The 24320-nt window shown below is 35.6% G+C and carries 24 protein-coding genes; 18 read left to right on the top strand and 6 right to left on the bottom strand.

All coding sequences use genetic code 11. From position 1 onward, the window contains the following. Positions 1 to 19 precede the first annotated feature (19 nt). On the bottom strand, positions 20 to 709 hold the full coding sequence (locus ACU1LP_RS02295) for a hypothetical protein (RefSeq protein ID WP_445731105.1): 690 nt from the start codon (positions 707 to 709) through the stop codon (positions 20 to 22). Between the two features lie 85 nt (positions 710 to 794). Here ACU1LP_RS02295 and ACU1LP_RS02290 point away from each other — a divergent pair, with 85 nt between their 5' ends. From ACU1LP_RS02290 to ACU1LP_RS02215, 16 genes are all read left to right on the top strand, one after another. Beyond that, complete coding sequence (locus tag ACU1LP_RS02290; protein WP_445731106.1) at positions 795 to 1172, top strand: Na(+)-translocating NADH-quinone reductase subunit F; 378 nt, start codon at positions 795 to 797, stop codon at positions 1170 to 1172. 55 nt (positions 1173 to 1227) lie between these two features. Further along, the gene (locus ACU1LP_RS02285) at positions 1228 to 2247 is read left to right on the top strand and encodes an FAD:protein FMN transferase (RefSeq protein ID WP_445734384.1); all 1020 of its coding nucleotides are present in this window, start codon (positions 1228 to 1230) and stop codon (positions 2245 to 2247) included. 267 nt (positions 2248 to 2514) lie between these two features. After that, the gene (locus ACU1LP_RS02280; RefSeq protein ID WP_445731108.1) at positions 2515 to 2718 is read left to right on the top strand and encodes a hypothetical protein; all 204 of its coding nucleotides are present in this window, start codon (positions 2515 to 2517) and stop codon (positions 2716 to 2718) included. 108 nt (positions 2719 to 2826) lie between these two features. Continuing rightward, on the top strand, positions 2827 to 3012 hold the full coding sequence (locus ACU1LP_RS02275; protein ID WP_445731109.1) for a CsbD family protein: 186 nt from the start codon (positions 2827 to 2829) through the stop codon (positions 3010 to 3012). 207 nt (positions 3013 to 3219) lie between these two features. Next, on the top strand, positions 3220 to 4338 hold the full coding sequence (locus tag ACU1LP_RS02270) for an AI-2E family transporter (RefSeq protein WP_445731110.1): 1119 nt from the start codon (positions 3220 to 3222) through the stop codon (positions 4336 to 4338). Between the two features lie 63 nt (positions 4339 to 4401). Beyond that, a complete protein-coding gene (locus tag ACU1LP_RS02265; RefSeq protein WP_445735450.1) occupies positions 4402 to 4965 on the top strand; it encodes a helix-turn-helix domain-containing protein in 564 nt (187 codons plus the stop codon). A gap of 21 nt (positions 4966 to 4986) precedes the next feature. Further along, the gene (locus ACU1LP_RS02260; RefSeq protein WP_445735449.1) at positions 4987 to 5433 is read left to right on the top strand and encodes a response regulator; all 447 of its coding nucleotides are present in this window, start codon (positions 4987 to 4989) and stop codon (positions 5431 to 5433) included. After that, a complete protein-coding gene (locus ACU1LP_RS02255; RefSeq protein WP_445735448.1) occupies positions 5433 to 7217 on the top strand; it encodes a CHASE3 domain-containing protein in 1785 nt (594 codons plus the stop codon). The genes ACU1LP_RS02260 and ACU1LP_RS02255 overlap by 1 nt, the downstream gene beginning before the upstream one ends. Positions 7218 to 7415: 198 nt before the next feature. Beyond that, complete coding sequence (locus ACU1LP_RS02250; protein WP_445731114.1) at positions 7416 to 7955, top strand: DUF4142 domain-containing protein; 540 nt, start codon at positions 7416 to 7418, stop codon at positions 7953 to 7955. Between the two features lie 13 nt (positions 7956 to 7968). Then, complete coding sequence (locus tag ACU1LP_RS02245) at positions 7969 to 8121, top strand: lmo0937 family membrane protein (protein ID WP_445731115.1); 153 nt, start codon at positions 7969 to 7971, stop codon at positions 8119 to 8121. 61 nt (positions 8122 to 8182) lie between these two features. Then, a complete protein-coding gene (locus ACU1LP_RS02240; protein ID WP_445731116.1) occupies positions 8183 to 8440 on the top strand; it encodes a YtxH domain-containing protein in 258 nt (85 codons plus the stop codon). A gap of 83 nt (positions 8441 to 8523) precedes the next feature. Next, a complete protein-coding gene (locus tag ACU1LP_RS02235; protein WP_445731117.1) occupies positions 8524 to 9189 on the top strand; it encodes a hypothetical protein in 666 nt (221 codons plus the stop codon). A 31-nt stretch (positions 9190 to 9220) separates the two neighbouring features. After that, the gene (locus ACU1LP_RS02230; protein WP_445735447.1) at positions 9221 to 9712 is read left to right on the top strand and encodes a hypothetical protein; all 492 of its coding nucleotides are present in this window, start codon (positions 9221 to 9223) and stop codon (positions 9710 to 9712) included. Between the two features lie 82 nt (positions 9713 to 9794). After that, entirely contained in the window at positions 9795 to 10253 is a 459-nt protein-coding gene (locus ACU1LP_RS02225; protein WP_445735446.1) for a ferritin-like domain-containing protein, read from the top strand. A gap of 89 nt (positions 10254 to 10342) precedes the next feature. Then, positions 10343 to 10504, top strand: a complete 162-nt coding sequence (locus ACU1LP_RS02220; protein ID WP_445731120.1) for a DUF1328 domain-containing protein — start codon at positions 10343 to 10345, stop codon at positions 10502 to 10504. Positions 10505 to 10536: 32 nt separating this feature from the next. Beyond that, a complete protein-coding gene (locus ACU1LP_RS02215) occupies positions 10537 to 10692 on the top strand; it encodes a hypothetical protein (protein ID WP_445731121.1) in 156 nt (51 codons plus the stop codon). 109 nt (positions 10693 to 10801) lie between these two features. Here ACU1LP_RS02215 and ACU1LP_RS02210 read toward each other — a convergent pair whose 3' ends face one another. Together ACU1LP_RS02210 and ACU1LP_RS02205 are read right to left on the bottom strand one after the other, a co-directional pair. Further along, on the bottom strand, positions 10802 to 11986 hold the full coding sequence (locus ACU1LP_RS02210; protein ID WP_445735445.1) for a pyridoxal phosphate-dependent aminotransferase: 1185 nt from the start codon (positions 11984 to 11986) through the stop codon (positions 10802 to 10804). Positions 11987 to 12004: 18 nt separating this feature from the next. Further along, complete coding sequence (locus ACU1LP_RS02205; RefSeq protein WP_445735444.1) at positions 12005 to 13105, bottom strand: fatty acid desaturase family protein; 1101 nt, start codon at positions 13103 to 13105, stop codon at positions 12005 to 12007. Positions 13106 to 13233: 128 nt separating this feature from the next. Between ACU1LP_RS02205 and rsmG the strand changes: the two genes are divergently transcribed. After that, on the top strand, positions 13234 to 13875 hold the full coding sequence (rsmG, locus tag ACU1LP_RS02200; RefSeq protein WP_445734941.1) for a 16S rRNA (guanine(527)-N(7))-methyltransferase RsmG: 642 nt from the start codon (positions 13234 to 13236) through the stop codon (positions 13873 to 13875). Between the two features lie 14 nt (positions 13876 to 13889). On the opposite strand, the gene ACU1LP_RS02195 is transcribed toward rsmG, so the two are convergent. Next, positions 13890 to 14879, bottom strand: coding sequence for a tetratricopeptide repeat protein (locus tag ACU1LP_RS02195; RefSeq protein ID WP_445731125.1), 990 nt, complete (start codon positions 14877 to 14879; stop codon positions 13890 to 13892). Positions 14880 to 15331: 452 nt separating this feature from the next. Then, positions 15332 to 16291 carry a tetratricopeptide repeat protein gene (locus ACU1LP_RS02190; protein ID WP_445735443.1) on the bottom strand — a complete coding sequence of 320 codons (960 nt, stop codon included), beginning with the start codon at positions 16289 to 16291 and terminating at the stop codon, positions 15332 to 15334. A gap of 230 nt (positions 16292 to 16521) precedes the next feature. Between ACU1LP_RS02190 and ACU1LP_RS02185 the strand changes: the two genes are divergently transcribed. Further along, complete coding sequence (locus ACU1LP_RS02185; RefSeq protein ID WP_445735442.1) at positions 16522 to 21540, top strand: LamG-like jellyroll fold domain-containing protein; 5019 nt, start codon at positions 16522 to 16524, stop codon at positions 21538 to 21540. Between the two features lie 33 nt (positions 21541 to 21573). Here the strand turns inward: ACU1LP_RS02185 and ACU1LP_RS02180 are convergent, their stop codons facing one another. After that, positions 21574 to 23997, bottom strand: coding sequence for a CehA/McbA family metallohydrolase (locus ACU1LP_RS02180; RefSeq protein ID WP_445735441.1), 2424 nt, complete (start codon positions 23995 to 23997; stop codon positions 21574 to 21576). Positions 23998 to 24320 lie beyond the last annotated feature (323 nt).

Raw genomic sequence — 24320 nt, 5'->3', positions numbered from 1 at the left:
AATAGATACTTCCTTTACATTATGGCCAATAATCAGCAACCATATTAGGTTCATTCTTGAATAGTTCACCAAGTGGCACACGCTTTTCCACTTTTATGCCAACAGTATCTTCCGTATATATATTTAGAAAGAGCAGTCCCGTTTCAGTAAATTCAAATGTGCATGTTTCACCGTCAGCTAGCATATCATCGAGTTTTTGCGCATACGGAGAATTGACGGCACTGTATTCCAGTGTTTTACAAACAGAGTTAATGTGGTGGTAATCATTATTCTCTCGAATGTCAATAGATATTCTAGAATCATCAAGATTACCGTTAACTATGGTGATTTTGGTTCCATCAGGAAAAATTAAAGATCGCCGATTAGTTGAAAAATCCTTTATCTGTTTGGCATTCAGATTCTCATGCGTTATACCCCAAAATTGTATTGAAAAACCAGGATAATCTTTATGGGTGATAGTAAGTAAATATTGGTCCATTACTATTTTGCCACCTCCACTAGTTTCATAAGTAAATATTCCTTTGCTTAAATCTATAAAACTAAGATTGCCTTTAGGATTTACAGCTTCACACGTTCCGAAAACTGGAAACTCTTCGTCAAGAATATCGTCCTCTTTTTTACAGGCAGATACAAGTATCAACAAAACCATAGTGGTTTTTATAGATTTTAAAAAATGAATATTTTTACTAATTTTATTAAAAGGACTCATAATGAAATTATTTAATGGTTTTAATTACATCGAAACAATCATAAAATGTCATCATCATTAAAAACATTTATTTTATTTTTGCACTATGAACAAAGCACTTACACAACAAGAACTACATAATCTAGCCATGAACCATGTTGGTAAAGATTTAGAGCAACGTGGTTTCGAGTTCATTGCCGTGAACAGTAAACTAAAAAAGCACCCGCAATTTGTATGTATCGATAAAAACAAACAATACTATTTTGTAATTGTTCGCGTTGTTATTTTACCTGATAATCCTAATAATTATGATGTTATTTGGATGGAAGCCTTTAAAAAGCATGCTAGGGAAAAAGATGCCAAAGTGCTTTATGCAGGTGTTGGCATTGGTAATATTGATGGCGAAAAAGAGCCTATTTACTTAAATCAGGATTATCTGATGGAGTACAATGGCATACAGGTTTTAGAAACCAATTTGAATTAGAATGAAGACCAATCACGGAAGACTGATGCTTGAACAAAAAGACGAAAGAAAATAGATGACAGAAAATAGACAAATAAAATTTAGTAATTTGAAATCGTTTCATTCATTACCCTTTTTAATCCTGTTGTTAAGTGTTTTTATTTCCTGTAAAAAAGAAATAAAAAACACTAAACTTTCAGGATCTGTTTTTGGAACCGGTTATCATGTGGTTTATGGTTCCGACATTAACTACGAAACACAGTTTGACAGTTTGTTTTATGTCCTCAATAAATCCATGTCCACTTATCAATTCAATTCTGATATTTCAAAATTAAACAGAAATGAAAGCAATGTTGTAGATGCCCATTTTGTTAATGTTTTTAAGGCTTCGGAAGAAATTTATAAAAACACGGAAGGCATTTTCGACCCTACTATAGGAGCTGTTGTAAATGCTTGGGATTTTGGACCGGAAGGAAAAATAGCCAATTTGGATAGTTTAAAAATAGATAGTTTGATGCTTTCGGTGGGTTTGGACAAAGTGAAATTGATAGATAACAAAATCAGCAAGCCCAAAGGTGCTTTTATAGATTTTAATGCCATAGCAAAAGGCTATGGTGTTGATGTGATAGGAGAGTTTTTAGAAAGTAAACATATCAAGAATTATTTAGTTGAAATTGGTGGCGAAATTAGGGCCAGAGGAAAAAACCTAGAAAAGCAATCCCCTTGGAAAGTGGGCGTGGAAATGCCACATTTTGATGGGACACAATCTATTTTAAAAGCTATTTCCCTGAACGATGTGGCCATGGCAACTTCAGGAACGTATAGAAAGTTTAAAGTAGATAAAGACGGGAATCGATATGCCCACATTATTGATGCTAAAACAGGATATCCCAGTAAAACAAATGTATTGAGTGTTTCGGTAATTGCTGAAAATTGCATGATGGCAGATGGGTATGCCACGGCCTTTAAAGCCATGGGGATTGAGAGAGTAAAATCCTTTTTAAAAACACACCCAGAACTTAAAGTGTTCTTCGTTTTTGAAAACGATAAAAAGGAATTCGAAACCTTGTCCTTAAATGGTTTTCCGGAAAATTAAACTCAGTCCCAGTCCCAGTTTTCAGAAGGTTACGTTATGCTTTGCGCCTTTGCGCCTTTCGCCTTTGCGAGAAAAAACCTTTGTGGGCCTCTGTGCATCCCTGTGTAATAAATAAGTAATGGTTAAAGAAAGTTGTTTTTCTTCCAAAATAAACGTCCTATTAAAATTCTATAATAATCGGCCATAATTGTGTAACGCCAAAGGCTTACTGCCATTCTACCTTTGTATCAATGGTAAGATAAACGTATCATTTTATAATTAAAAGTTATGGCCAAAAGTATAAAAACCATTTTAATGGTAGTAGGGGTAGGATTATTGGTTTATGGTATTTATGCCATGATAATCCCGGAAACCCAATTAAGTATTGGCGATTTGGACCTTGTTAAAGAACAAGATAATACAAATGCCTTTATAATAATAGGTTTAGGGCTTGTGGCGATACTTATTGGTTTTTTAGGCGGAAAAAAATGAAAAAAATATTGAACAGTATTTATAAAACAGACATTGGAATCACAGAGAAAAATTAATATCAAAAGGCTGGATGCTTAGGAAATAGATACATCAAATAAAATTTGCAATATGAACACGACACAGATTAAAGGAAATTGGAACGAGTTAAAAGGAAAATTAAAACAAAAATATGCGATACTAACGGATGATGATCTATTGTTTTCAGAAGGAAAAGAAGATGAGTTGGTTGGCAGGTTGCAAGAAAAGCTTGGAAAGACTAAAGAAGAAATACATACTCTTATTTCTGATATATAATAATTCCTGAATTTATAAAAAAATACTGTCTAGAATTGGTTACAAGTGGGTTGTTTGGTTGGTTAGTGAATCGTGCTTTGTAATCTCTAGACAGTTTTTTTAACAAAGAAAGAAACCCTAGAGGCTCTACTCCAGGGTTTTTGTTAAATTTGCCATTTCCGTGAACATGCCTGTCGGCAAGCAAGAACCGGAATCTAAACGTATTATATGAATGCAAAAAAACACGTCAATCACAGTGCTTTAAGTTTATTGGCACTTATTGCCGTGGTTTTTATATTATATATATTGAAGCCTTTTATAGTCCCCATTCTGTTCGCTATCATTCTTAGCGTTATGGTATTCCCTCTTCAAAGGTTCCTCGAAAAAAAATGGCGTTGCAATAGGTTGTTTGCAACACTTACCTGTGTAATAGCCTTGATTTTTTTGGTAGGATTGGTCTTTTTTTTAATCAGTTCACGGTTAATGTATTTTATGGACAATAGTGAGCTTTACTCCCAAAAATTGGGAGAGCTGTTCCAAAAATCCGTAAACAGTTTAGAGCATACCTTCAACATAGGTAATAACCGCCTTTTTTCCCAGCAAGATCTGAAAGCCGAAAACATTATAAAAGCCAACCTGGATAAAATAGTTATTCTTTTAACGGAATCCAGCAGTATTATAAGCGATTTGGTTTTAATTCCCATTTACGTATTTTTCTTTCTGTATTACAGGGCCTTTTTTAGAACTTTTATATATAAAGCATTCAAATCAAAATCAAAATCATTTATAAATAATGTTTTGAACCGGATCTATGAAATACAGCAAAATTATTTGTTGGGTCTAATTACTGTCATTTTCATAGTTGGTTGTTTAAACAGTTTGGGATTGTTGGCCTTAGGAATAGGAAATCCGTTCTTTTTCGGGTTTTTGGCAGCCTTTTTATTGTTAATTCCTTACATAGGGGTTATTATTGGGTCGTTGTTACCAGCCATAATTGCCTTGGCAACCAAAGATTCTGCGTGGTACGCCATAGGCGTTATTGGCGTTTTTGGATTCATTCAATTTTTGGAGGGCAATTTTATTACCCCTAAAGTTACCGGCTCTAAAGTAAGCGTCAATGCGTTTGTAGCCATCTCATCATTGGTACTGTTTTCTATGCTTTGGGGCATTACAGGCATGATTTTGGCACTGCCCATTACCGCCACTTTAAAAATACTGTTCGACAGTACGCCAGGGTACGAAGCCTACGGGTTTCTTATAGGCGAACCCGTAGATAAGCATCTTCAAAGTAGAGCGAGACTTCGTTTAAAAAAATGGAAAAGCCTTAGGAAAGCTAAATACTCATGATTTAAAATAATTTTGTGGTTAAAACAAAATCCTTTCTTAACTTTACATTAATTAAAAGTGTATATGAAATTATTTTTAAAGTTCGATTTTAACAGTATTTGCAAAAAAGTTTTAGAAACAAAACTTGCCGAACTCAACATAAAATACAGAACCTTGGCTTTTGGAGAGGTGGAATTGTTGGAAAAAGTGTCTGCCGAAACCTATGGAGCCTTGAATGTCACCTTGAATGAATATGGTATAGAAATAGTGGAAAACCAAAAAAGCATCTTGGTCCAAAAAATTAAAGACGCCATCACAGATATGGTTTTTAACGAAGATTCTAATGTAAACGTTAAAAGTTCTGTGTATCTATCGGAAAAATTAGAGCACAGTTATGGGTACCTTTCAAATTTATTTTCAGAAGTTACCTACACCTCCATTGAAAATTTCATCATCATCCAAAAAATAGAATACACCAAACAATTATTGTTAAGTACCGATCTAAGCTTAACCGAAATTGCTTTTAAACTCAACTATTCCAGTGTGGCGCACTTAAGCACACAATTTAAAAACACTACCGGCATTACACCTTCGGCGTTCCAGCGCATTATTTTAAAAAGGAGAAGTATTGCACAACAAAAAAACTAACCAGAACTTACAAACCCACTTATGCCGAACGATTATATATATATTATCCTTGCTGATGATGATGAAGATGACCGACTGTTTTTTACCGATGCTTTTGAAGAGCTTAACATGAACACCAAGGTAAATACCTTTAACGATGGGGTAGAGCTCATGGATTATTTGAACAAACCCGATGCCGTTTTGCCGCACGTTCTTTTTTTGGATTTGAATATGCCCAAAAAGAGCGGCATGGAATGTTTAAATGAAATTAAGGCCAATGGTAAAATGGCTGAAATTGCCGTTGTTATTTATTCAACTTCCGCCTCCGAGGAAGATATTGAAGAAACCTTTGTGCTAGGTGCCAACATCTACATAAAAAAACCAAGCAGCTTTAAACAACTTAAAAAGGTGCTTTCGGATGTCGTGTCCATCAATTGGCAATACCACACCAACAGTTTAAATAAAGACAATTTTTTAATGAGGCTGTGATGGCGGGACAAGTATTTTCAAAATCAGCTTTATTTTTAAGAATCGTTTTTTTGGTTAGCGTGTTTCTTATTCTTGTAATAGGCGGGTTTACCTATAAGCATATTTCTAATTTAACAGATTCCACCAAATTGGTGGTCAGCACTTATAAAGTGAATGTAGAGTTAGAGCAGGTAATTTCGTATTTAAAAGATGCCGAAAACGGTCACAGAAACTATATACTAACAAAAGATGCTTCACACTTAGAGCCCTATTTGTCCGCCAGAGAAAAGGTTAATGAGTCTTTTGCCGAATTAAAAGAAATAGCAAGCCACAGTGAGGCCCAAGAAAAAAATTTAAAAACCTTAAGTAAATATATTGATGCCTTATTCAACAATTTCACACAAACCAATGCTTTTATAGAAAACGAGCTAACATTGACTGAGGAATTCAAGTCCAATTTCTTTGCAGAAAAAGTAATCATGGATTCCATTCGGCAAAAAGTTGATGAGATGGTTGCCCTTGAAAATAAGCTACTTGAAGAGCACAACAAACAATATCAAAGTAATTTGCAGTTTACGCCGCTTTTCTTGTATTTATTGTTGTTGTTTACCTTGGTGTTAATCATAATTTCATACAATAGGATAAGCAACGATTTTAAAAATATTAAGTTGTTCAATAACCAATTATCCATATTTAAGGAAGCCACTATTCAATTGGAAACCATTGGGAAACATGGTAATTGGGTCTGGCACGTTAATACCAATACATTTACTTTTTCAGATAATTTTTATCGCGTATTGGGCGAAAAACCTGCGGCCTTTAAACCAACCTTAAAGGATTTTATAGAGTTTGTGCATCCAGACGATAAAGAAAAGTTCAATAAAGACGTAGAGTATATGATGGTGAATGAGGACTTGCCATTTATATACTACCGGATCGTTCAAAAAAACGGCACCATAAAGCATATAAAATCTTACGGTAAACTTTTGATAGGTGAAGATGGCGAAAAGCGAATCATTGGAAACATTACCGATATTTCAGACGAGATCAAAAACTATTTAGAGCTTGAAGACCGAAACCGGGAACTGGAGAAAAACAATGCAGAGCTATCCGAGTTCAACTATGTAGCCAGCCACGATCTGCAAGAACCGCTGCGAAAAATACAGACCTTTATTTCTAGGTTGGAAGACAAGGAATCCAAAAACTTTTCAAGTACCGGAATTCAATATCTACAGCGCATTACCTCGGCCGCCACCAGAATGCGTTTGCTCATAGACGATTTGCTCCAGTTTTCTAGAACCAATAAACCGGATAAAGAATTTGTAACAACCAATTTGAATGAAATCCTGGAAAACGCAAAGCAAGATGTAGCAGAGACCATTTCGGAAAAGATCGCCCTGATCTCTAACGATGCCCTCCCAACACTACAGGCTATTCCGTTTCAAATACAGCAATTGTTTTTAAACTTACTCAGCAATTCGTTAAAGTACAGTAAAAAAGATACTGTGCCGGTAATTAAAATTGCCTACAGAAAGGTTAATTCTGAAGATGAAGCCCATTTGATAAAAGTGCCCAAAAACAATTACCATAAAATAACGGTCTCAGATAACGGTATAGGTTTTGAACAGAAATATGCCGATCGGATATTCGAATTGTTTAATAGGCTCCATAACAAACACGAGTATTCCGGCACGGGCGTTGGCCTCTCTATCTGCAAGAAAATAGTCGATAACCATCAGGGGTTTATCTTTGCGGAAAGCCAATTGCAATTAGGCGCCACCTTTACAATCTATCTTCCCGAATAAAGTTTATTTCAACAAAAAAAAATAGTTGTAACAGCCTTAAAACCATTGGTCTTAAGGCTTTTTTATAGGGCTCGTAAAGGTGTTGGAATTCTATAACAATCATTTGAAATGCTGTAACACAAAACCTTGGGAGGGGTTGCATCTTTGTAAAGTAGAATTTGATAAAAGGTGATAATTAATACAAACATAAAAAAGATTATGGCACTCTCACTCATCATTGTAATAAGTGTTAGTAGCAGTTCGTGCGATTTTGGCGTAACCCAAAAAGGTTCTTATTGTTATAACAATGAAGTTGAAAACAAAAGTGTGAGAGTCAATATTGAGGAAGCGAAAACACTGTCTAAAATAACCGCGTTAAATCAATCCATCATCTTTCTAAGTCAATTGTCTTTAGAAAAAAACATTGCGTATCGCATAAAAGCGATGTCCAACAACCTTAAAAAAGATAATATACAAATCAACAACCAGTTGAATAATTTGGCAGAAAAAAAATTAATCCTTCTGCCAAATAGTTTAGATGAAAAACAACGGAATGCCCTATCTAACATGGATGATGGAAATTTTTCTGAAGTTTATTTGGACAAAGTTGAAGAGCTATTGAAAAGTGAAATAAAACAATTGCAATACTTATCTGCCATAACAAACGACGTGGATTTTAAGGTATTGACCGTAAAAGTATTAGTGAAGTTAAATTATAACTTAAATCAAATAACAAAAATAGAATCACTAACAATTTAAAAAATCAGAAATTATGAGAAGTTTATTATATCTAATAGCCGTTATACTTATAATTGGTTGGGCCTTAGGGTTCTTTGTTTACAGCGCAGGTGGGTTGATCCACATTTTACTGGTAATTGCTGTAATAGCCATATTAATAAGAATTATAGGTGGTAGGGGCGTATAAAAATTGTACAGAACAGCAATCAATTTAAAATAAAAATTATAAATCAAACGAAATCTAAATTATGAAAACGAGTGCATTAGGAATATTGGCAGGAGTTGCCACCGGCGTAGTATTAGGCGTATTATTTGCCCCAGATAAGGGATCGAAAACAAGAAATAAAATCAAGGCGAAATCCTTAGAAGCCAAGGAAAGCTTAAAGGGCGAGTTTGATAGTTTTTTAGATACCGTATCCAAGACTTACGAATCCATAATTCAAAATGGGGAAGAAATTCTTGAAAAAGGAAAAAGAAAAATGGATAAAAACATAGATTACAAATAGATTACAAATAGTGGATTTGCAAAGGCTTTGCACAGGCAGTCCACCACACAGTTAACCAAAATATTAATTTAAAACTTATAAAAATGAAAACATTAAAATCAACAGTAGTAATAGTTGCCACTGCAGCAATGTTTGTAGGGTGTAACGATGGAAAAAATGACATGGCAAAAAAACAGGTCAATAATTATGAGTCTTATGTAGATTCTGTAAGTAGGGTTTCTGCCGATAAAGCCTCAGAAAATTGGGAGGCCATTGAAAGAAATTATCAGCAAATGAAAACGGAAACCAATAATGCCATTGCATCTGTTAAGGAAAATTCAGAATTACAGAAAGAAGTTGACGAAACCACTTTGAAATACGAAAATTTTAAAGCGGAAGTGGTTGCGGAACATGAAAGAATGGAGATGGAAAATGATAAAATGATGATACACCATTCGTTGCTTGGAAGTGAACACGAAAGTGGCGACATGAAATTTGAATGGATCAATAAAGATAACATTTTAGGTGTTTACCAAAATTTTGTTGATACCGTTGAAAAAAATAAGGATTCGTATTCTCGTGAAGATTGGGATGAGATCAAGTTGCTTTATGAAGCGATCGATACCAGAAAAAACACGGTTGAAAAAGAAGGTTTGTCAAGTGCAGACAACAGAAAGATCGCTGCTTTAAAATTAAAATTTGCACCAATGTACACTCTAAACAGAATGGGAGCAAAATCAGATGAAAACGCAGAAGCCAAAAAACAATAATAATCTAGCTTAAACACTTTAAAGAAAAGAAATGAAAACATATTTTATAACAGGTATTCTCGTATTCATAGCAAGTATATCATTAAATGCACAGGATATTTCAAAAAACGCATTAGGATTACGATTAGGTGGTAATGATGGTTTTGGTGCAGAGGTTTCGTACCAACACGCTTTAAGCGAAAACAAACGATTGGAGTTTGACCTGGGTTGGCGAGATGGCAAAAACTACGACGGTTTTAAATTGGCGGCATTGCACCAATGGGTTTGGAACATTGAAGATGGATTCAATTGGTATGCCGGTGCAGGTGGCGGCTTAGGCTCCTATAGTTTTAACAACAACAATGGGAATGATTATACCGATACATTTGCTTTCATAGCCGGCGATATTGGTATCGAATACAATTTTGACATTCCGTTATTAATATCCTTGGATTTTAGACCCGAAATTGGTTTTGGCAATGAAACTTATGATAACAATGATCTGGATTTTGACATTGCGTTGGGTATTAGATACCAGTTTTAAATAAGGTGCCATCTTGATCTTGATATCTTCATAAGCGGACAATCAAGGTGGGTTTTTTAGAAATATCAAAATATTGAATATTATGGAACTTACAAATGTAAATAAAGAAACCGTAAGCATATTACAGGAACTGTTGCAAAAAAATTATGATGCAGAAGCAGGTTACAAGCAGGTCATGCTAAAAGCTGAAAATAAGCTTTTAAAAAATTGGCTACAGCTCAAAGCTAAACAACGGAGCCATTTTGCCAACCAATTGGATAGCTTGATCAGGGATTTAAACGCAACACCGGCAAGCGACGGTACCCTTTTGGGAACTGCGCACAGAGCTTGGATCGATTTAAAAACAACTTTAGGCAGCAACACAGACGAAGCCATTTTAGAAGAATGTATTAGAGGCGAAAAGGCAAGCCTGAGCGAATATGAAACCCAGCTTGAAAAGGTCAGTGCTTATTCCGATATAAATAATTTAATATACAGCCAATTAGTGAGTATAAAAACGGCTTTGAATACCGTAAAAAGACTTGAGGATATTGAAAAATAATCTCTAGAATTAAAAAAGTTTGAATGAGTTCAAAATTAAAATAACGTGTTAGATCACAAAAACCATTAATTAATTAAAAACAATACATTATGTTACGATGGACAATCACATTTATAATTATTGCAATAATAGCCGGAATTCTCGGATTTGGTGGTATTGCAGGAGCATCTGCGGGAATAGCTAAAGTGCTTTTCTTCATATTTATAGTACTTTTTATATTAGCGCTTATTCGAGGCGGCATAAGAAGATAACCCAATTTTATTAACCTTAAAAAAACAAAAAGATGAGAAAACTAGCATATACATTCCTATTATTAGTAACCGCAGGAACCATTTTAACCGGCTGTAGAGAGAAAAAAACAGCAGGGGAAAAAATAGAGGATGGCGTTGAGGAAGTAGGAGACGGTATTGAGCACGCAGCCCATGATGTTTCACATTAAGTTGAAGATGCTGCCGATTGATAATCAAATATAAAATAACTTTATATAACAACAAAGACTGCTTGAAAAAGGCAGTCTTTGTTATTATATAATATTAAAACTAAGTTTTTTAACTTACCACGGCTTTGATGCGTTTTATAGCTTCAATAATTTGTTCTTGTGAAGCTGCGTAAGAAATCCGGATACAATCGGGGTTTCCAAACGATTCTCCATCAACCGTAGCAACCAAAGCTTCTTCCAACAGATACAAAGAAAAATCGGAAGCATTGTTTATGGTTTTTCCGCGAAGCGTTTTTCCGTAGAAATAAGAAACATTTGGAAATACATAAAAAGCACCTTCTGGAACGTTGGTTATAAAACCTTCTATTTCGCTTAATAAACCTACAATTAAATCGCGACGCACTTTAAACTCGTCTATCATATACTGTACACGACTAGGGTCTTCGTTAAGCGCTGTAATAGTTGCACGCTGTGCAATACAGTTAGCGCCACTGGTTATCTGCCCTTGCATTTTGTTGCAGGCACGTGCAATTTTTTCAGGAGCACCAATGTAGCCAATTCGCCATCCCGTCATGGCAAAAGCTTTCGATACACCATTTACGGTAATGGTTTTATCGTACATATCCTCAAACTGCGCCATACTTGCATGGCCACCAACATAGTTTATGTGTTCGTAAATTTCATCAGAAACCACATAAATGTTTGGGTATTTTACCAATACATCTGCCAGCCCTCTTAGTTCTTCCTTACTGTAAATGGAGCCACTGGGGTTACAGGGCGAACTGAACCAGATCATCTTGGTTTTTGGTGTAATGGCAGCTTCCAACTGGGCTGGGGTAATTTTAAAATCCGTAGCAATGGTGGTTCTAACCTCTATGGGAATACCATCATTCAGTTTTACCAAATCGGCATAACTAACCCAATAAGGACACGGGATGATCACCTCGTCGCCTTTGTTGGTCATAACCGCAGCAATGTTCGCCAAAGATTGTTTGGCACCGGTAGAAACCACTATTTGGTTTGGAGTGTATGCCAACCCATTATCGCGTTTAAATTTAGTGATGATGGCTTGCTTTAATTCCACATAACCATCAACTGGCGAGTACGAATTATAGTTATCATTAATGGCTTGAATAGCGGCATCTTTTATAAAATCCGGCGTATTAAAATCTGGTTCTCCCAAACTTAAGCCAATAATATCTTTGCCTTCGGCTCTTAATTCTCTTGTTTTTGCGGCCATAGCTAACGTAGCAGAGGCAGCCATATTTAAAATTCTATCGGATAGTAATTGCATTTAAATAAATAATAGTGGTTAAACGTGTAAAGCAGGTTTTGTGCCCATTTCCTTCAAATGTTTAAAATGGGCCATAATGGCTTTACGGGTAGTTTTATATTCGTTGTAGGGTAAGTTAAATTCTTTGGCCGTTTCTTTTACTATTTTTGAGATTTTAGTATAATGGACATGACTGATATGGGGAAAAATATGGTGTTCCACTTGATGGTTCAAACCGCCGGTAAACCAATTGACAATTTTATTTTTAGTACTGAAATTGATGGTGGTTTTAAGTTGATGCACTGCCCAAGTATTTTTCATGGTGCCATCTTGTTCCGGTAAAGGCATTTCAGCATCTTCCATAACATGTGCCAATTGAAAAACAACACTCAATATTAAACCTGCTGTGTAATGCATTAAAAGGAAACCCAACAAAATTTTCCACCAGGCAATATCTAAAATGAGCATAGGAAGTACAATCCACATACCAATATAAATAGCTTTGGAAATCACTAATTTGCTCCAGTTCCAAACGGGGTTCGGGTATTTTCCATACGATAATTTGCGTTTCATATAACGGCTCATTTGTTGGAAATCGGTGGTGATTGCCCAATTTATAGTTAACAATCCATAGAGCAAGACCGAATAGTACTGTTGGAATTTATGGTACCAACGCCATTCGGAATGTTCGGTAAAACGCATAATACGGCCAGCTTCCAAATCTTCATCATGCCCATGGATGTTGGTGTAGGTATGGTGCAATACATTATGCTGTACTTGCCAATTATATACGTTTCCGGCAAGAATATAAATACTGCTTCCCATTAACCGATTGATCCATTCTTTATTGGAAAACGAGCCGTGGTTGCCATCGTGCATCACGTTCATGCCAACACCGGCCATTCCTATTCCCATAACAATGGTGAGTAAAAGTTGTGCCCAACCAGGTATGTTTAAAGTGAGCAATAAAAAATAAGGGGTTAAAAACAGGGAGAACATAACGATTGTTTTTACCCATAGTTTCCAGTTGCCCGTTCTTTTTATGCCGTTATCCTTAAAGTAATCATTAACGCGTTTGTTGAGCGTTCTAAAAAACTTTGCAGAATCTATTCTTGAGAAAGAGAGGGTTTGTTTTTTCATGCTATTAATTATAATATGATCAATAATCATACCTGCGGCAAAGATAGGTATAAACCAACTGAAATAATGCCATTTTTTTGTGAAAATATGCAGGTAAAAAGTATATTTTTGTTGAAAATTTAACAAGAATGGACCTGATATTAAAATACTTCCCCAATCTTACTGATGACCAAATAAAGAAATTCGAGCAATTACAAGCGCTCTACCAAGATTGGAACTTAAAGATCAACGTGGTGTCCCGTAAAGATATTGATGAACTTTATTTAAGGCATGTGTTACATTCGTTGGCCATTGCAAAAGTAATTGGTTTTAAAGAAAGCAGCAACATTTTGGATGTTGGCACCGGAGGTGGATTCCCAGGCATTCCGTTGGCTATTTTATTCCCAAATTGTTCGTTCCATTTGGTAGATAGTATTGCCAAAAAGTTAAAAGTAGTTGGTCAGGTTGTTGAAGGTTTAGGGTTGGGCAATGTAAAAACAACCCATAGCCGTGTTGAGGACATTGATGGCACCTACCATTTTATTGTAAGTCGCGCTGTTGCCATTATGCCCACATTTACGCATTGGGTAAAAGGCAAAATAGCTAAAGAACAAAAAAACGACCTTAAAAATGGTATTCTGTATTTAAAAGGGGGCGACCTAACCGAAGAACTTCAAGATTATAAAACAGCGACCGTTTACAATTTAAGCGATTTTTATACGGAAGATTTTTTCGAAACCAAAAAATTAGTGCATCTACCTTTAAAATATAGAACCGGATACCGTTTTTGATCACATAACTTATTTTACTTAAGTTTTACCAACTTAGTAACATTTTTGTTAAAATGGAAATACTGATTTTGAAACCAGAACGTCTCTCTATATTGCTCAATAGTTTTGATGTTTTCCCCTATTGAAAGAATAGCATTTGCTTTTTCAAAATTTATTCTTGCATTATCAGGGTCATTAACTTTATTGTAAGCAATCGCTAATCCAAGATAGGCATCAAAATCCTTGGGATCAAATTTCACCGCTTTTGAAAGATCAGAAATAGCATCCATAAATTTGCCTAAAAACAAATTGGACGCTCCTCTATAAAAATAGGCATAAGCATTATTTTTATTTAATGCCAACGATTTTGTAAGATCGGTATGAGCTTCTTCGTAGAATTTCATGTTTATTAATAGCTTGCCTCTATTGTAATAATTTTCAGCACTTGGTTCAATTAAAATAACTGTTGAATAATCTTCTAGGGCTTTTACATAATTCCCCAGCGTTTCATAAACCAAGGCTCTCATTAAGAATGATTTGTAGATATGAATTAGTGCAAATGGAGTATTTTGTTGGTGTCGAGAATTTTGAATTATACTATTGAAATCCAAAAATGCACCTTCAAAATCACCTAAATCATATTTAACGCATCCTAAACCATATTTGGCGTTAATTAAATTTTTGTCTAGTTCAAAGGCTTTATGGTAATCTTGTTTTGCGCCCTCATAATCCTCCATACTATATCTTGAGTTTCCTCTATTAAGATAGGTATCTGCATCAGGTTCATCAACAATAATTTTTGAATAATCAACAATAGCGCCCCCATAATCTCCTAAATTGTGTTTTGCAATGGCTCTGTAGAAATAAGCATCTAAATTTTTTGGTTCTAGACTTATTACTTGCGACAATAGCGTGATTTTTTCTGCTAAATCCGTCGTCTTTTCTGCTTTTCTGTAAAGCTTATTTGCTTGTCCGAATGAAAGCAAGGAAATAAGTGTTACTGATATGGCAAGTGGTTTTTTCATTAGAGATTATTTTACAAAAAGCATGCCATTTCAATTGATTTTTTCAATATCTTGGAATGAAAATGTTCTAAATATAATGAACTCATCTTGACTTTTTGTTTTTAACCGAAAATGAGTTGATCCCGATAGATATCGGGAGTTCAGATGAGACTATTTTTGAAAGGCATAGCATCGCTACGCATAAGAAAATAGACGAAATATAGGCAAATTTCAGCCATTTTTTAGGAAATAGAAAAAGTAAAGATGAGTTCAAAGACAATGAATATAAAATTCATATTAAACTCGTTTAAAATTTTTATAATTTGTAATACGGAAAACTGTAAAGGAATTGTTTATAAATTATTCAACGGAAACACGAGCGTTGGGCTTTTGAAAACCAAACCCAAATAGTTACCTGTATGGAATATGGTGTGCTGCTAACTTTTAAAATTGAACTCATTTAAAGAATAGTTTTATAAACCATTTAATTCTTTAAAATTATCATTGAAAAAAAAGTATTGATTTTGAAACCAGTAGGTATTTTTTAACTGCTCAATGGTCTGTATATTTTCGTCGGGAGAAATAATATTTTTTGCTTTTTGAAAATACAACTTAGCATTATTTAAATCATTCATTTTATAATAGGTTAATGCCAACCCAATTTGGGCATCAAAATCCAAAGCATCAAAACGTAGTGCCGTACTGAAATCCAAAATAGCTTCCTTGTACTTGCCTAACAGCAGATAGGAGGTGCCTCTGTAAAAATAAGCGTAACTATTGTTCTCATTCAGTTTTATGGCGATTGAAAAATCGGAGTTTGCGTTTTGGTAATAATTGATATCCATGTAAAACACCCCTCTTTTATAATAAGAATCGGAACTTGGGTCGGCTAAAATAGCACGGGAATAATCGTTTAAAGCCAAGGTATATTTTTCTTGGGCAGTATAAGCAGAGGCTCTAAAAAAATAGGTTTTTGCATCGTTAGGTACGGCAGTGATCAATGAGGTAAAATCTTTTATGGCACCTTCAAAATTGCCAAGTTCATATTTAACACACCCCAAACTATAAAGGGCGTCCAGAAAGTTTGGGTCCAGTTTAAAAGCATTTTGGTAATCTTCTTGTGCGCCCACAAAATCTTTTAAACTGTAGCGGGAGTTTCCTCTGTTGTAATAGGTGTCGGCATCGGGTTGTAAGAGGATTATTTTCGAATAATCTACAATGGCTCCCGAGTAATCGCCTAAATCATTTTTGGCAATGCCTCTATAAAAATAAGCATCCAGGTTGTTGGGCTCCAATTCTATAACTTGTGTAAAAAGGGCTATTTTTTCATTTAAATCGGTAGCTCTTGTAGCCTGTCTGTATAATTTATTGGCTTGTCCGTAGGTAAGGGAATTGTAAATGACAAATAGGGATATGATAATAATTCTTTTCATTTTAGCTAATGTAATAGATTTGAGTTTGAAACATTAAATTTAGCAATATTTTTTGTCATTAGTGGTTTAGTGAAATATCTTTTTAGTGTTATATGTTACCAAAGATTTAGATACAGTGCGTTTTGGCGGATAAAATTGCGCTATGTCTATATTTATGTTATATTTGCTTAGCAATTTGCGTGAAATTGTTAGTCTCTCCATTAAAATTTAACACCTTTAAAAGTAATTAAATGGGGAAAAGTCTATCTATTAACGTGTTACGTGCTGTAATTTTTGTCTTCTTTTTATGCAGTGGATATCATGTAGCTGCCCAAGTTGCTAAAGTTGAAATTATTGGTGGTGGCACTATTATCAATAATACTACAACTACCATTACCGCTGGTACAAGCCTTAATTTTAGAATTACAAATACCGAGGCGGGTAACTGTGATGTTTTAGAGATACAGAGTATCGCTATTACAAATACGCCCGCATTTAGTCTAACACCAACAAGTGTAAGTGGCGATGTGAGGCCCACAAGTTGTGCGCAATGGTGGTGGGTTTTTTTTGGATATAAAACATATTTAGATTTCAAGGTACAAAATAACAGTGCTAGTTGTTCAACGGCAAGCACCGTAGTTTCTATTAAAATTAAAGGTATAGTTACTCCATTTAAATTCACTTTAGCAGTTAATTCATCTCCAAAAATCAATGTATTGGGAGGAAGTCCGTTAGCAGATATTTTTCCTGCATCAATTCCCAAAGCAAGCAATGGTACGTATTTTGGTGCGGTAGAAGTAGGTGCTACCGTAACAAGAAATTATATCATTGCGAATACGGGAAGCTGTCCTTTAAATATAACTGCTGTTAATATTACAGCAGGAGACTTTAATGTTGTACCATCATCTTTTACGGCTACTATAGCCTCAGGTTCATCTACTGTTATGCCAATTAAATTCGCACCCTCTGGTGCGCCCGGAACAAGAACAGCAACGGTTAGTATTGTGAATTCTGATGCTGCTAATACTCCTTTTACTTTTAATGTTAGTGCTGAAGTATTTAATTTCAATATTCCAGGACCTGGAGGTGTTACTGCCGATTTTAGATTGTGGTTAAAGGCAACAAGAGGAGTTACAAGAGATGTAAACTCAAAAGTTTTTAAATGGGCCGATTTAGGAGCAAATCCAAAAGATGCCAGTCAATTAACTCCAGCAAACCAACCAACTTATTTTGATGCCGTTGCATCAAACATAAATTTCAACCCCGTAATAAAATTTGAAAATAACGGTAGTTCTATAAGTCAATATTTAGAGAATACTGTTAATGGTTTTTTCAGCCAAGACATATTTATTGTCATGCAACCAGATGTAGATGTAACAACATTAACTTCTGGAATGACTATTTTTTCAGGTTCTATTTCTGATTTAACGGCTTCTGGAGGTTACACAGATGATGTAAATGATGTTACAGGGGTTGGCTTGGGAGAATATAGGACTAATTTAACAGGGGAAAAGTTGTGGTACAATCAAGGCTCTTCAACAACAACAAATAAGTATTATGCATTACCAGCAGCATCAAGAACCTATAATTTGCCAGGTATTATTAACGCAGGAAACAAAACAACCACGGTTTCAGATGGTATGCGTATTATCTACAACGGTATTCTTGATGCTGTTGCACCTGTAACTAATGTTGCCCCTTTTCAGAATGTAGGATATGTAAATACAGGTGTTGTTTATGGTACGCCATATAATATTGGAAAAAATAAAAACAAACCTTTAGGAAACCTGAATGGGCGTGTGGCGGAAATTTTCACATTTGCAAACCGTTTAAGTGATGCAGATAGAAATAAAGTAGAATCTTATCTAGCCATAAAATACGGGATTACTTTAGGAAGTACAACTGTAGCTTCAAAAAATTATATAAATTCATTTGCTTCTAATAATATCGTTTGGAGTATTACTTCAAACGCAGGGTTTAATTTTGATGTTGCTGGCATAGGAAGGGATGATGCATCCGATTTAAACCAAAAACAGTCCAGAACTGTTAATAGAACGAATGAAGTTACCATTGGCTTGGGTGGTATTTTTGATAAGAATAGTTTGAACCCTAATGAGTTTACTCAAAATGGTGACTTTTTGGTTTGGGGGAATAATCAACTGCCTTTTACAGGTAGTACTACTAGCAATATTGATCTGGGAGCAGGAATTACCTCTACACTTACCCGCATAGATAGAAAATGGAAAATTGTAGAAACTAATCAATCAGGAGGAGATGTAGGAAATGTATATATTTCCATTCCTAAAACTGCCTTAACAATACCTGGTTTTACAATAGCGACTAATGAAGAATATGTTTTAATAGTATCACAAACTGAAAATTTCAATGATATTAGAGATGTGATTCCATTAAGGCCAGATGGCGCAGGAAATTTATATAACTGGTATAATTTTGATAGCACCAAATTTTTTACATTCGGGAAAGTTGCAAAGATTCAAGGAAAACATGCAGCCACACTTGGCCCTAACGAATATTTATTGGGAGATTATGCTCTTAATTTGAATCCAAATGATTTTACCATTTCTGCATGGGTTAAAGCAGATGCCTCTCAAACCACCGGTTTTAGAAATGTGATGTCTAAAGGCGAAAAGTTACAGATGCGCTTAAATGCTTCCCACAAGGTTCAAATTGTAATTGATGGCGCCATACGGTTTACATCAACTATGGGTTTAGACGATAACAAGTGGCATCAAATTACGTTTGTGTACGATAGTGGAACGGTGTTTTTATATATTGATGGTGTTTTAGACAAGTCTGAACAAAATGTGTTGGCGCCTTCTCCCAATTTTAATAATTATTGTATTGGCGCTTTGTATATAAACAATGCTTCCGTTTCCAACTTTTTTTTAGGTCAAATAGATGAAGTTTATATTTGGGATCAAGGACTTACACGCGATCAAGTGCGCTACCTCATGAATCAGGAAATTGAGCGCACTGCTGCAAACAAGGTTTCAGGCAAAATCATTCCATTCAGTGCTTCAAGCAATGAGGTGAAAACTATTGATTGGAGTAAATTAAGGGTGTATTATGATTTTAATTCCTTTTATGGAACAACTGTAGAAGGACAAGCAAACGTACAGAACTCAACAACCGACCGCTATTTTATACGGATTAATTATTTAAGCAATAATAAAGATGTTTTAAGCACTCAAACAGCACCTTTGCCCTATGTGTCTGTTGCCAGTTTAGCGTGGGACAATCCTAATACTTGGAAAAATGGTGCAGACCAAATGATACCAAACGCCCTAAGTTTGAACGGCGTAAGGCGTGTGGATTGGAACATTGCCAAAATTTCCCATGATATCACTTCCGGCGATAATGATATTGCGCTTTTAGGTTTGGTGCAAACTGCAGGGAAATTAACTATTGCAAACCCATCAGAACTCGAAGATGAAAATAATTCCGGTCACGGATTGGCGATATCCCATTATTTGGAAATGGATGGGGTAATCGATTTGGTGGGCGAATCGCAATTGCTGCAAAGTGAAGGGAGTATCATAGATGCCGATAGTGGTGGCTATATTGAACGCGACCAACAAGGTACTGCCAATGGATTCAATTATAACTATTGGTCGTCATCTGTAGGGCCCATTGGAGGGAATGTGGCAGGATTAGGCACTGGAGTTTCAAGTGAAAATGCCAGTAATAAAATAGAAGACTTTCTCAATAATGGAACCCAATCTTCATCTTATACTTCTTTTTTATTCGATGACGTTGCATATAATATTCCACCCCCAACAGGACCGCCAGGTTTAATAAGAACTATTTTTACTTACTGGTTATATAAATTTAATGGTCCCGCTGACAGTTATGATGATTGGATAAAAATAGATGAAAAGTCATATTTACTTGCAGGAGAAGGTTTTACAATGAAAGGGCCATTGGGTACCGCGCCAATTTCAATGAAACAAAATTACGTATTTAAAGGGCTGCCCAATAATGGTGATATCACCTTACCTCTAATTAAAAATATTACAGGAACAAATCCTTCTGGGAATGTAGAACGCCTTGTAGGAAACCCATATCCTTCAGCCATTGATGCTAACGAGTTTATTTTAGATAACATCAGTATTGCCGATGGTGGCACTAATACCAATGGAACGGTTATTAATGGGGCGCTTTATTTCTGGGATCATTTTGGACCAGCCAATTCGCATTACTTAAAAGAATATATTGGCGGCTATGCCACGCGTAATTTAACGGGCGGTGCTGCTGCCATATCCAATGATATTAGAATTAATAATACTTCAAATGGAGGTAATCCAGATGAAGGGACTAAAGTACCGGGGCAATACATTCCGTTAAATCAAGGTTTTTTTGTTAATACCACACTTGCAGCCAATCCAAATAATAGTGACCCTGTTTCACCCATAGCAACCGTTGATGGTGGCAATATCGTATTTAAAAACAGTCAACGTGTGTTTGTTACCGAATTGGAAGAATCGTCAGGGGTACCCATTTCTGTTTTTATGAAATCTGCCAAAGGTAAAACGGCTAACAAAATGACGAATAATAACTTTAAAGACAACACGCCCACTATTCGTTTGATGTATGATTCCCCATCGGGCTATCACCGACAAATCGTGCTAGGAGCGAACACTAATGCATCCAATAACTTCGATTTGGGTTATGATGCTTTTATGCTGGATGTTAATGTAGAAGATATGTATTGGAATTTAAACAATAGCAAATTCGTTATTCAGGGCGTGGCCGATTTTAATACTTCACAGGAATTTCCATTAGGATTGATTGTTAAAAACAGCGGCATAGCAAAAATTAGAGTTGACGTTTTAGAAAATGTTCCAAATTCGCAGGATATATACATCAAAGATGAGAGTACGCAAGAAACCTATAAAATCAATAATAATAATACGTTTGAGGTTTATTTGCAAAAAGGTACTTATAACGATCGATTCAAAATGGTGTTTCAATCCAGCCAAGATCAATCCTTAGATATGGAAGACGTTAAGATGGATGATGTATTTATTTATTACGATGCGAATACATCGGATATTAAAGTGGTAAATAAAACCAGTTTGAACCTATCAACTATATTTTTGTACAATCTTTTGGGTCAAGAGGTGAAAAAATTAAAGTTAAATACAACTTCAGATGCCGTAATGCCCGTATCGGTTAGTACCGGGGCTTATATTGTTAAGTTAAAAACGGAAAAAGGTACTATAAATACAAAGGTTATTATTTCTAAATAATTAGATTGTTTTTATTGTTAAGAGAAAACTTGCCTAATCATCAATAATTTCCAATAACCGTTGTTTTGCTTTATCAAAATGGGATAAAAGGTTGGGTATGGGGTTTTCTCCATAGCCATTTTTTAAACGTGCTTCTGAAACTAAAAGCAGGGTTAGTAAATCTTTCGCTGCTTGTTTAGAAACAGGTGGATCGGTACTGCCAATTTTATTGAACCAAATAGGGCTGCTCTCAGCAAAAGGGTAGCTATCCATTAATGGCCATTCTACAACGCCCCCAGATACACGAGCAGTTACCCAGCCGCCAGAGGGAACCTCTATAGTGCCTTTATAAGATATGCTTCCTGTTTTTTTGTTACCTTTTTTTGTTGAAACCACCTTTCCATTAACAAAAAGTTCCACTTTTTCAAAAGGTACGGCAGCATGCACATCTAAAGTCCACGATACTTTTTTATTGGTTGTTTTTACAACATCGCCCACTTCTTTTTCATGTACTCGAAATTCAATCAAAGGACCATTGGAAACAAAACTTTTACCATTTTTTAAAGATTCCAAATAGCTTTCAACCGTCAAGTTCCCCTTAGGTTTTACATAAACCCTGGTCGCTCCTATGGCCATGGTTCTATATAGATCATTCATCACATCGCTTCCTGCCGATATGTTTAAAGGGACTCCCAGGTTAAGAATTTGATGCCAAAGGGCAGCAGTTCCAATTTCATCAGACCATAAACAGCCTAATTCCATTAAGTCCGATTCGCCTAAAACACAATCGGCAATAAGTGCAATAGGTATTCGTCTAGATCCACTTTCGCTAAACGGGTCTCTAACACTTACAGGGTGAACATAGCCTCCCAGTGCTCCTTGACTTCTGGCAAAGCGCAGAGGCTCTGAATTTGATCGGTCATCACGTCCATAAATATCGTAATTAGGCCCCCAAACCCAAGGCCAATAAAGCTCCTTAGTACCTATTAATCCCAAGTGACCAAGAAAATGTGACCGTACTTCCTGCCCAAATTGGATTATAGGAGCTTCTTCACGTTTCCAATTCCAAAGGTCTTGTTGTAGAAACCTATTCCCTAGATTTGCCAACAAAGGGAATGCAATATCTAAATCTTCAGCCTTTAGATCGAGAACAATATCCGGCGGATCTAATTGGTTAGTGCCTCCATAGTTAAGGTGGAAGTGGTTGTCGCCTGAATACCAGCCATTCGAACGGGCGTCCCAAATACGTTTTAAATTGATTTCAGTCTTGTTTGCCGGCTCATTTAATATAACATTTTTAATTGTTTTTACCGTAGAAAAACCATGGACCGCAGTAATGGTTACTTCTCCCAAAGGTGCTTCTATTTCAATCTCTCCACCGGAATAAAAGAAAACCATTCCATTTTGTCCGTCTGAATGAACAATGCCCGTTTCAGGAATTATAGGATGCCCGGAAGCATCCGTTATACTCATCCTAGCAGGTTTTACTTCATCATCAACTTTACTTATAATTTTTAGTTTCCCGGTTGGCATGTTCCAATTCCAATCGTTTATTTCCAATTTCTCAGGAGAGCCACCATTTACACTAATCCTTTTTAATTCTGCTCTTTCATCATTGTTGTATTCGTTGTAATATATCCATTTACCATCACTGCTGAACTTCGGGTTTAAGGGTAAGTTGTTGCTTTTTGTAAGTAATAAGTTGCTTTCAGGAATTAATATATCCAGTAAACGCAGTTCATAACAATCATCCTTGGGCCAAGTATAGGCGAGAGTACGGTTATCGGGCGAAAGCGTAAACGCAGCTTGTGATGTAAAATTTTCTTCCGCCAAAGGTGTCGATATTCCGTTATTCAAGTTTAGCAATTCTATAGAATCATAAGAAAAACCTTTTTTCTTAAGATAAATAATTCCTTTTTCCGGGCTAATGAATATTGGAAGACGCTCCAAGTCTCCTTCTTTTGTAATTGCTTTTTTCTCGAGGGTTGATAATTCCATGCGCCAAATATCAATAGATCCATTTTCGGCAGACGCATAATAAACAAACTTGCCATCTTGTGAGAATATGGGATCTAAATCCAAAGCTTTTGTATCTATCAGTACACTTTCTTTATTTGAGATTAAATCTAGAACAACAATTTTAGTATCTAAACCAGTGTCTCTTACAAATACTATTTGATTACCCTTCGGCGACCAGTTTGGACTGGAATCCATGTAAGACGAAAACGTTATTCTTTTTGCTTTTGAGGAATCCATATCCATTAGCCACAGCCATCCCTTTGCTGAAAATACAATTTGGTTGTTTTTTGGTGATGGTGCAGGATCTGTAGGACCTGCATTTAAAACAGGTAGCTCATAGCCTTCCAAATAAACATGGTGTCCAAAACCATCTACTTTTGGGTATCTGTTTGTCCATTGCGCTGAAACAATTGAGGTATTGAAAAGAACTATTGATAATAATACTAAATGAACTTTCATAGTCTTAATGTTAATAATTATAAACTCAACTAAGGTATGAATATTTCCAATTGAAAAAAGTTTAAACCAGTTCATTATTAAGTTTATTTGATTTATAGAGCTCATCTTGATTTTTTGTATTTAACCGGATTCCGGTATATCGGGATGACAGGATTATTTGTAATCTAACAACACGCTATAAATCAGTATTTTAAACACTTTTAATCATTTTTCGGGTTTAATTCCCGACACTTGCGTCGAAATAAAAAGGGAATTCTTATTGATATCTCGTGCCCTTGGGTCGAGGTAGTTCATATTAGTACGGCTCACCTAATGGTACACTA

This window comes from Mariniflexile sp., assembly GCF_052728615.1.
The sequence above is the reverse complement of the archived record's forward strand: the minus strand, read 5'-3'. Positions and strand labels throughout refer to the sequence as shown.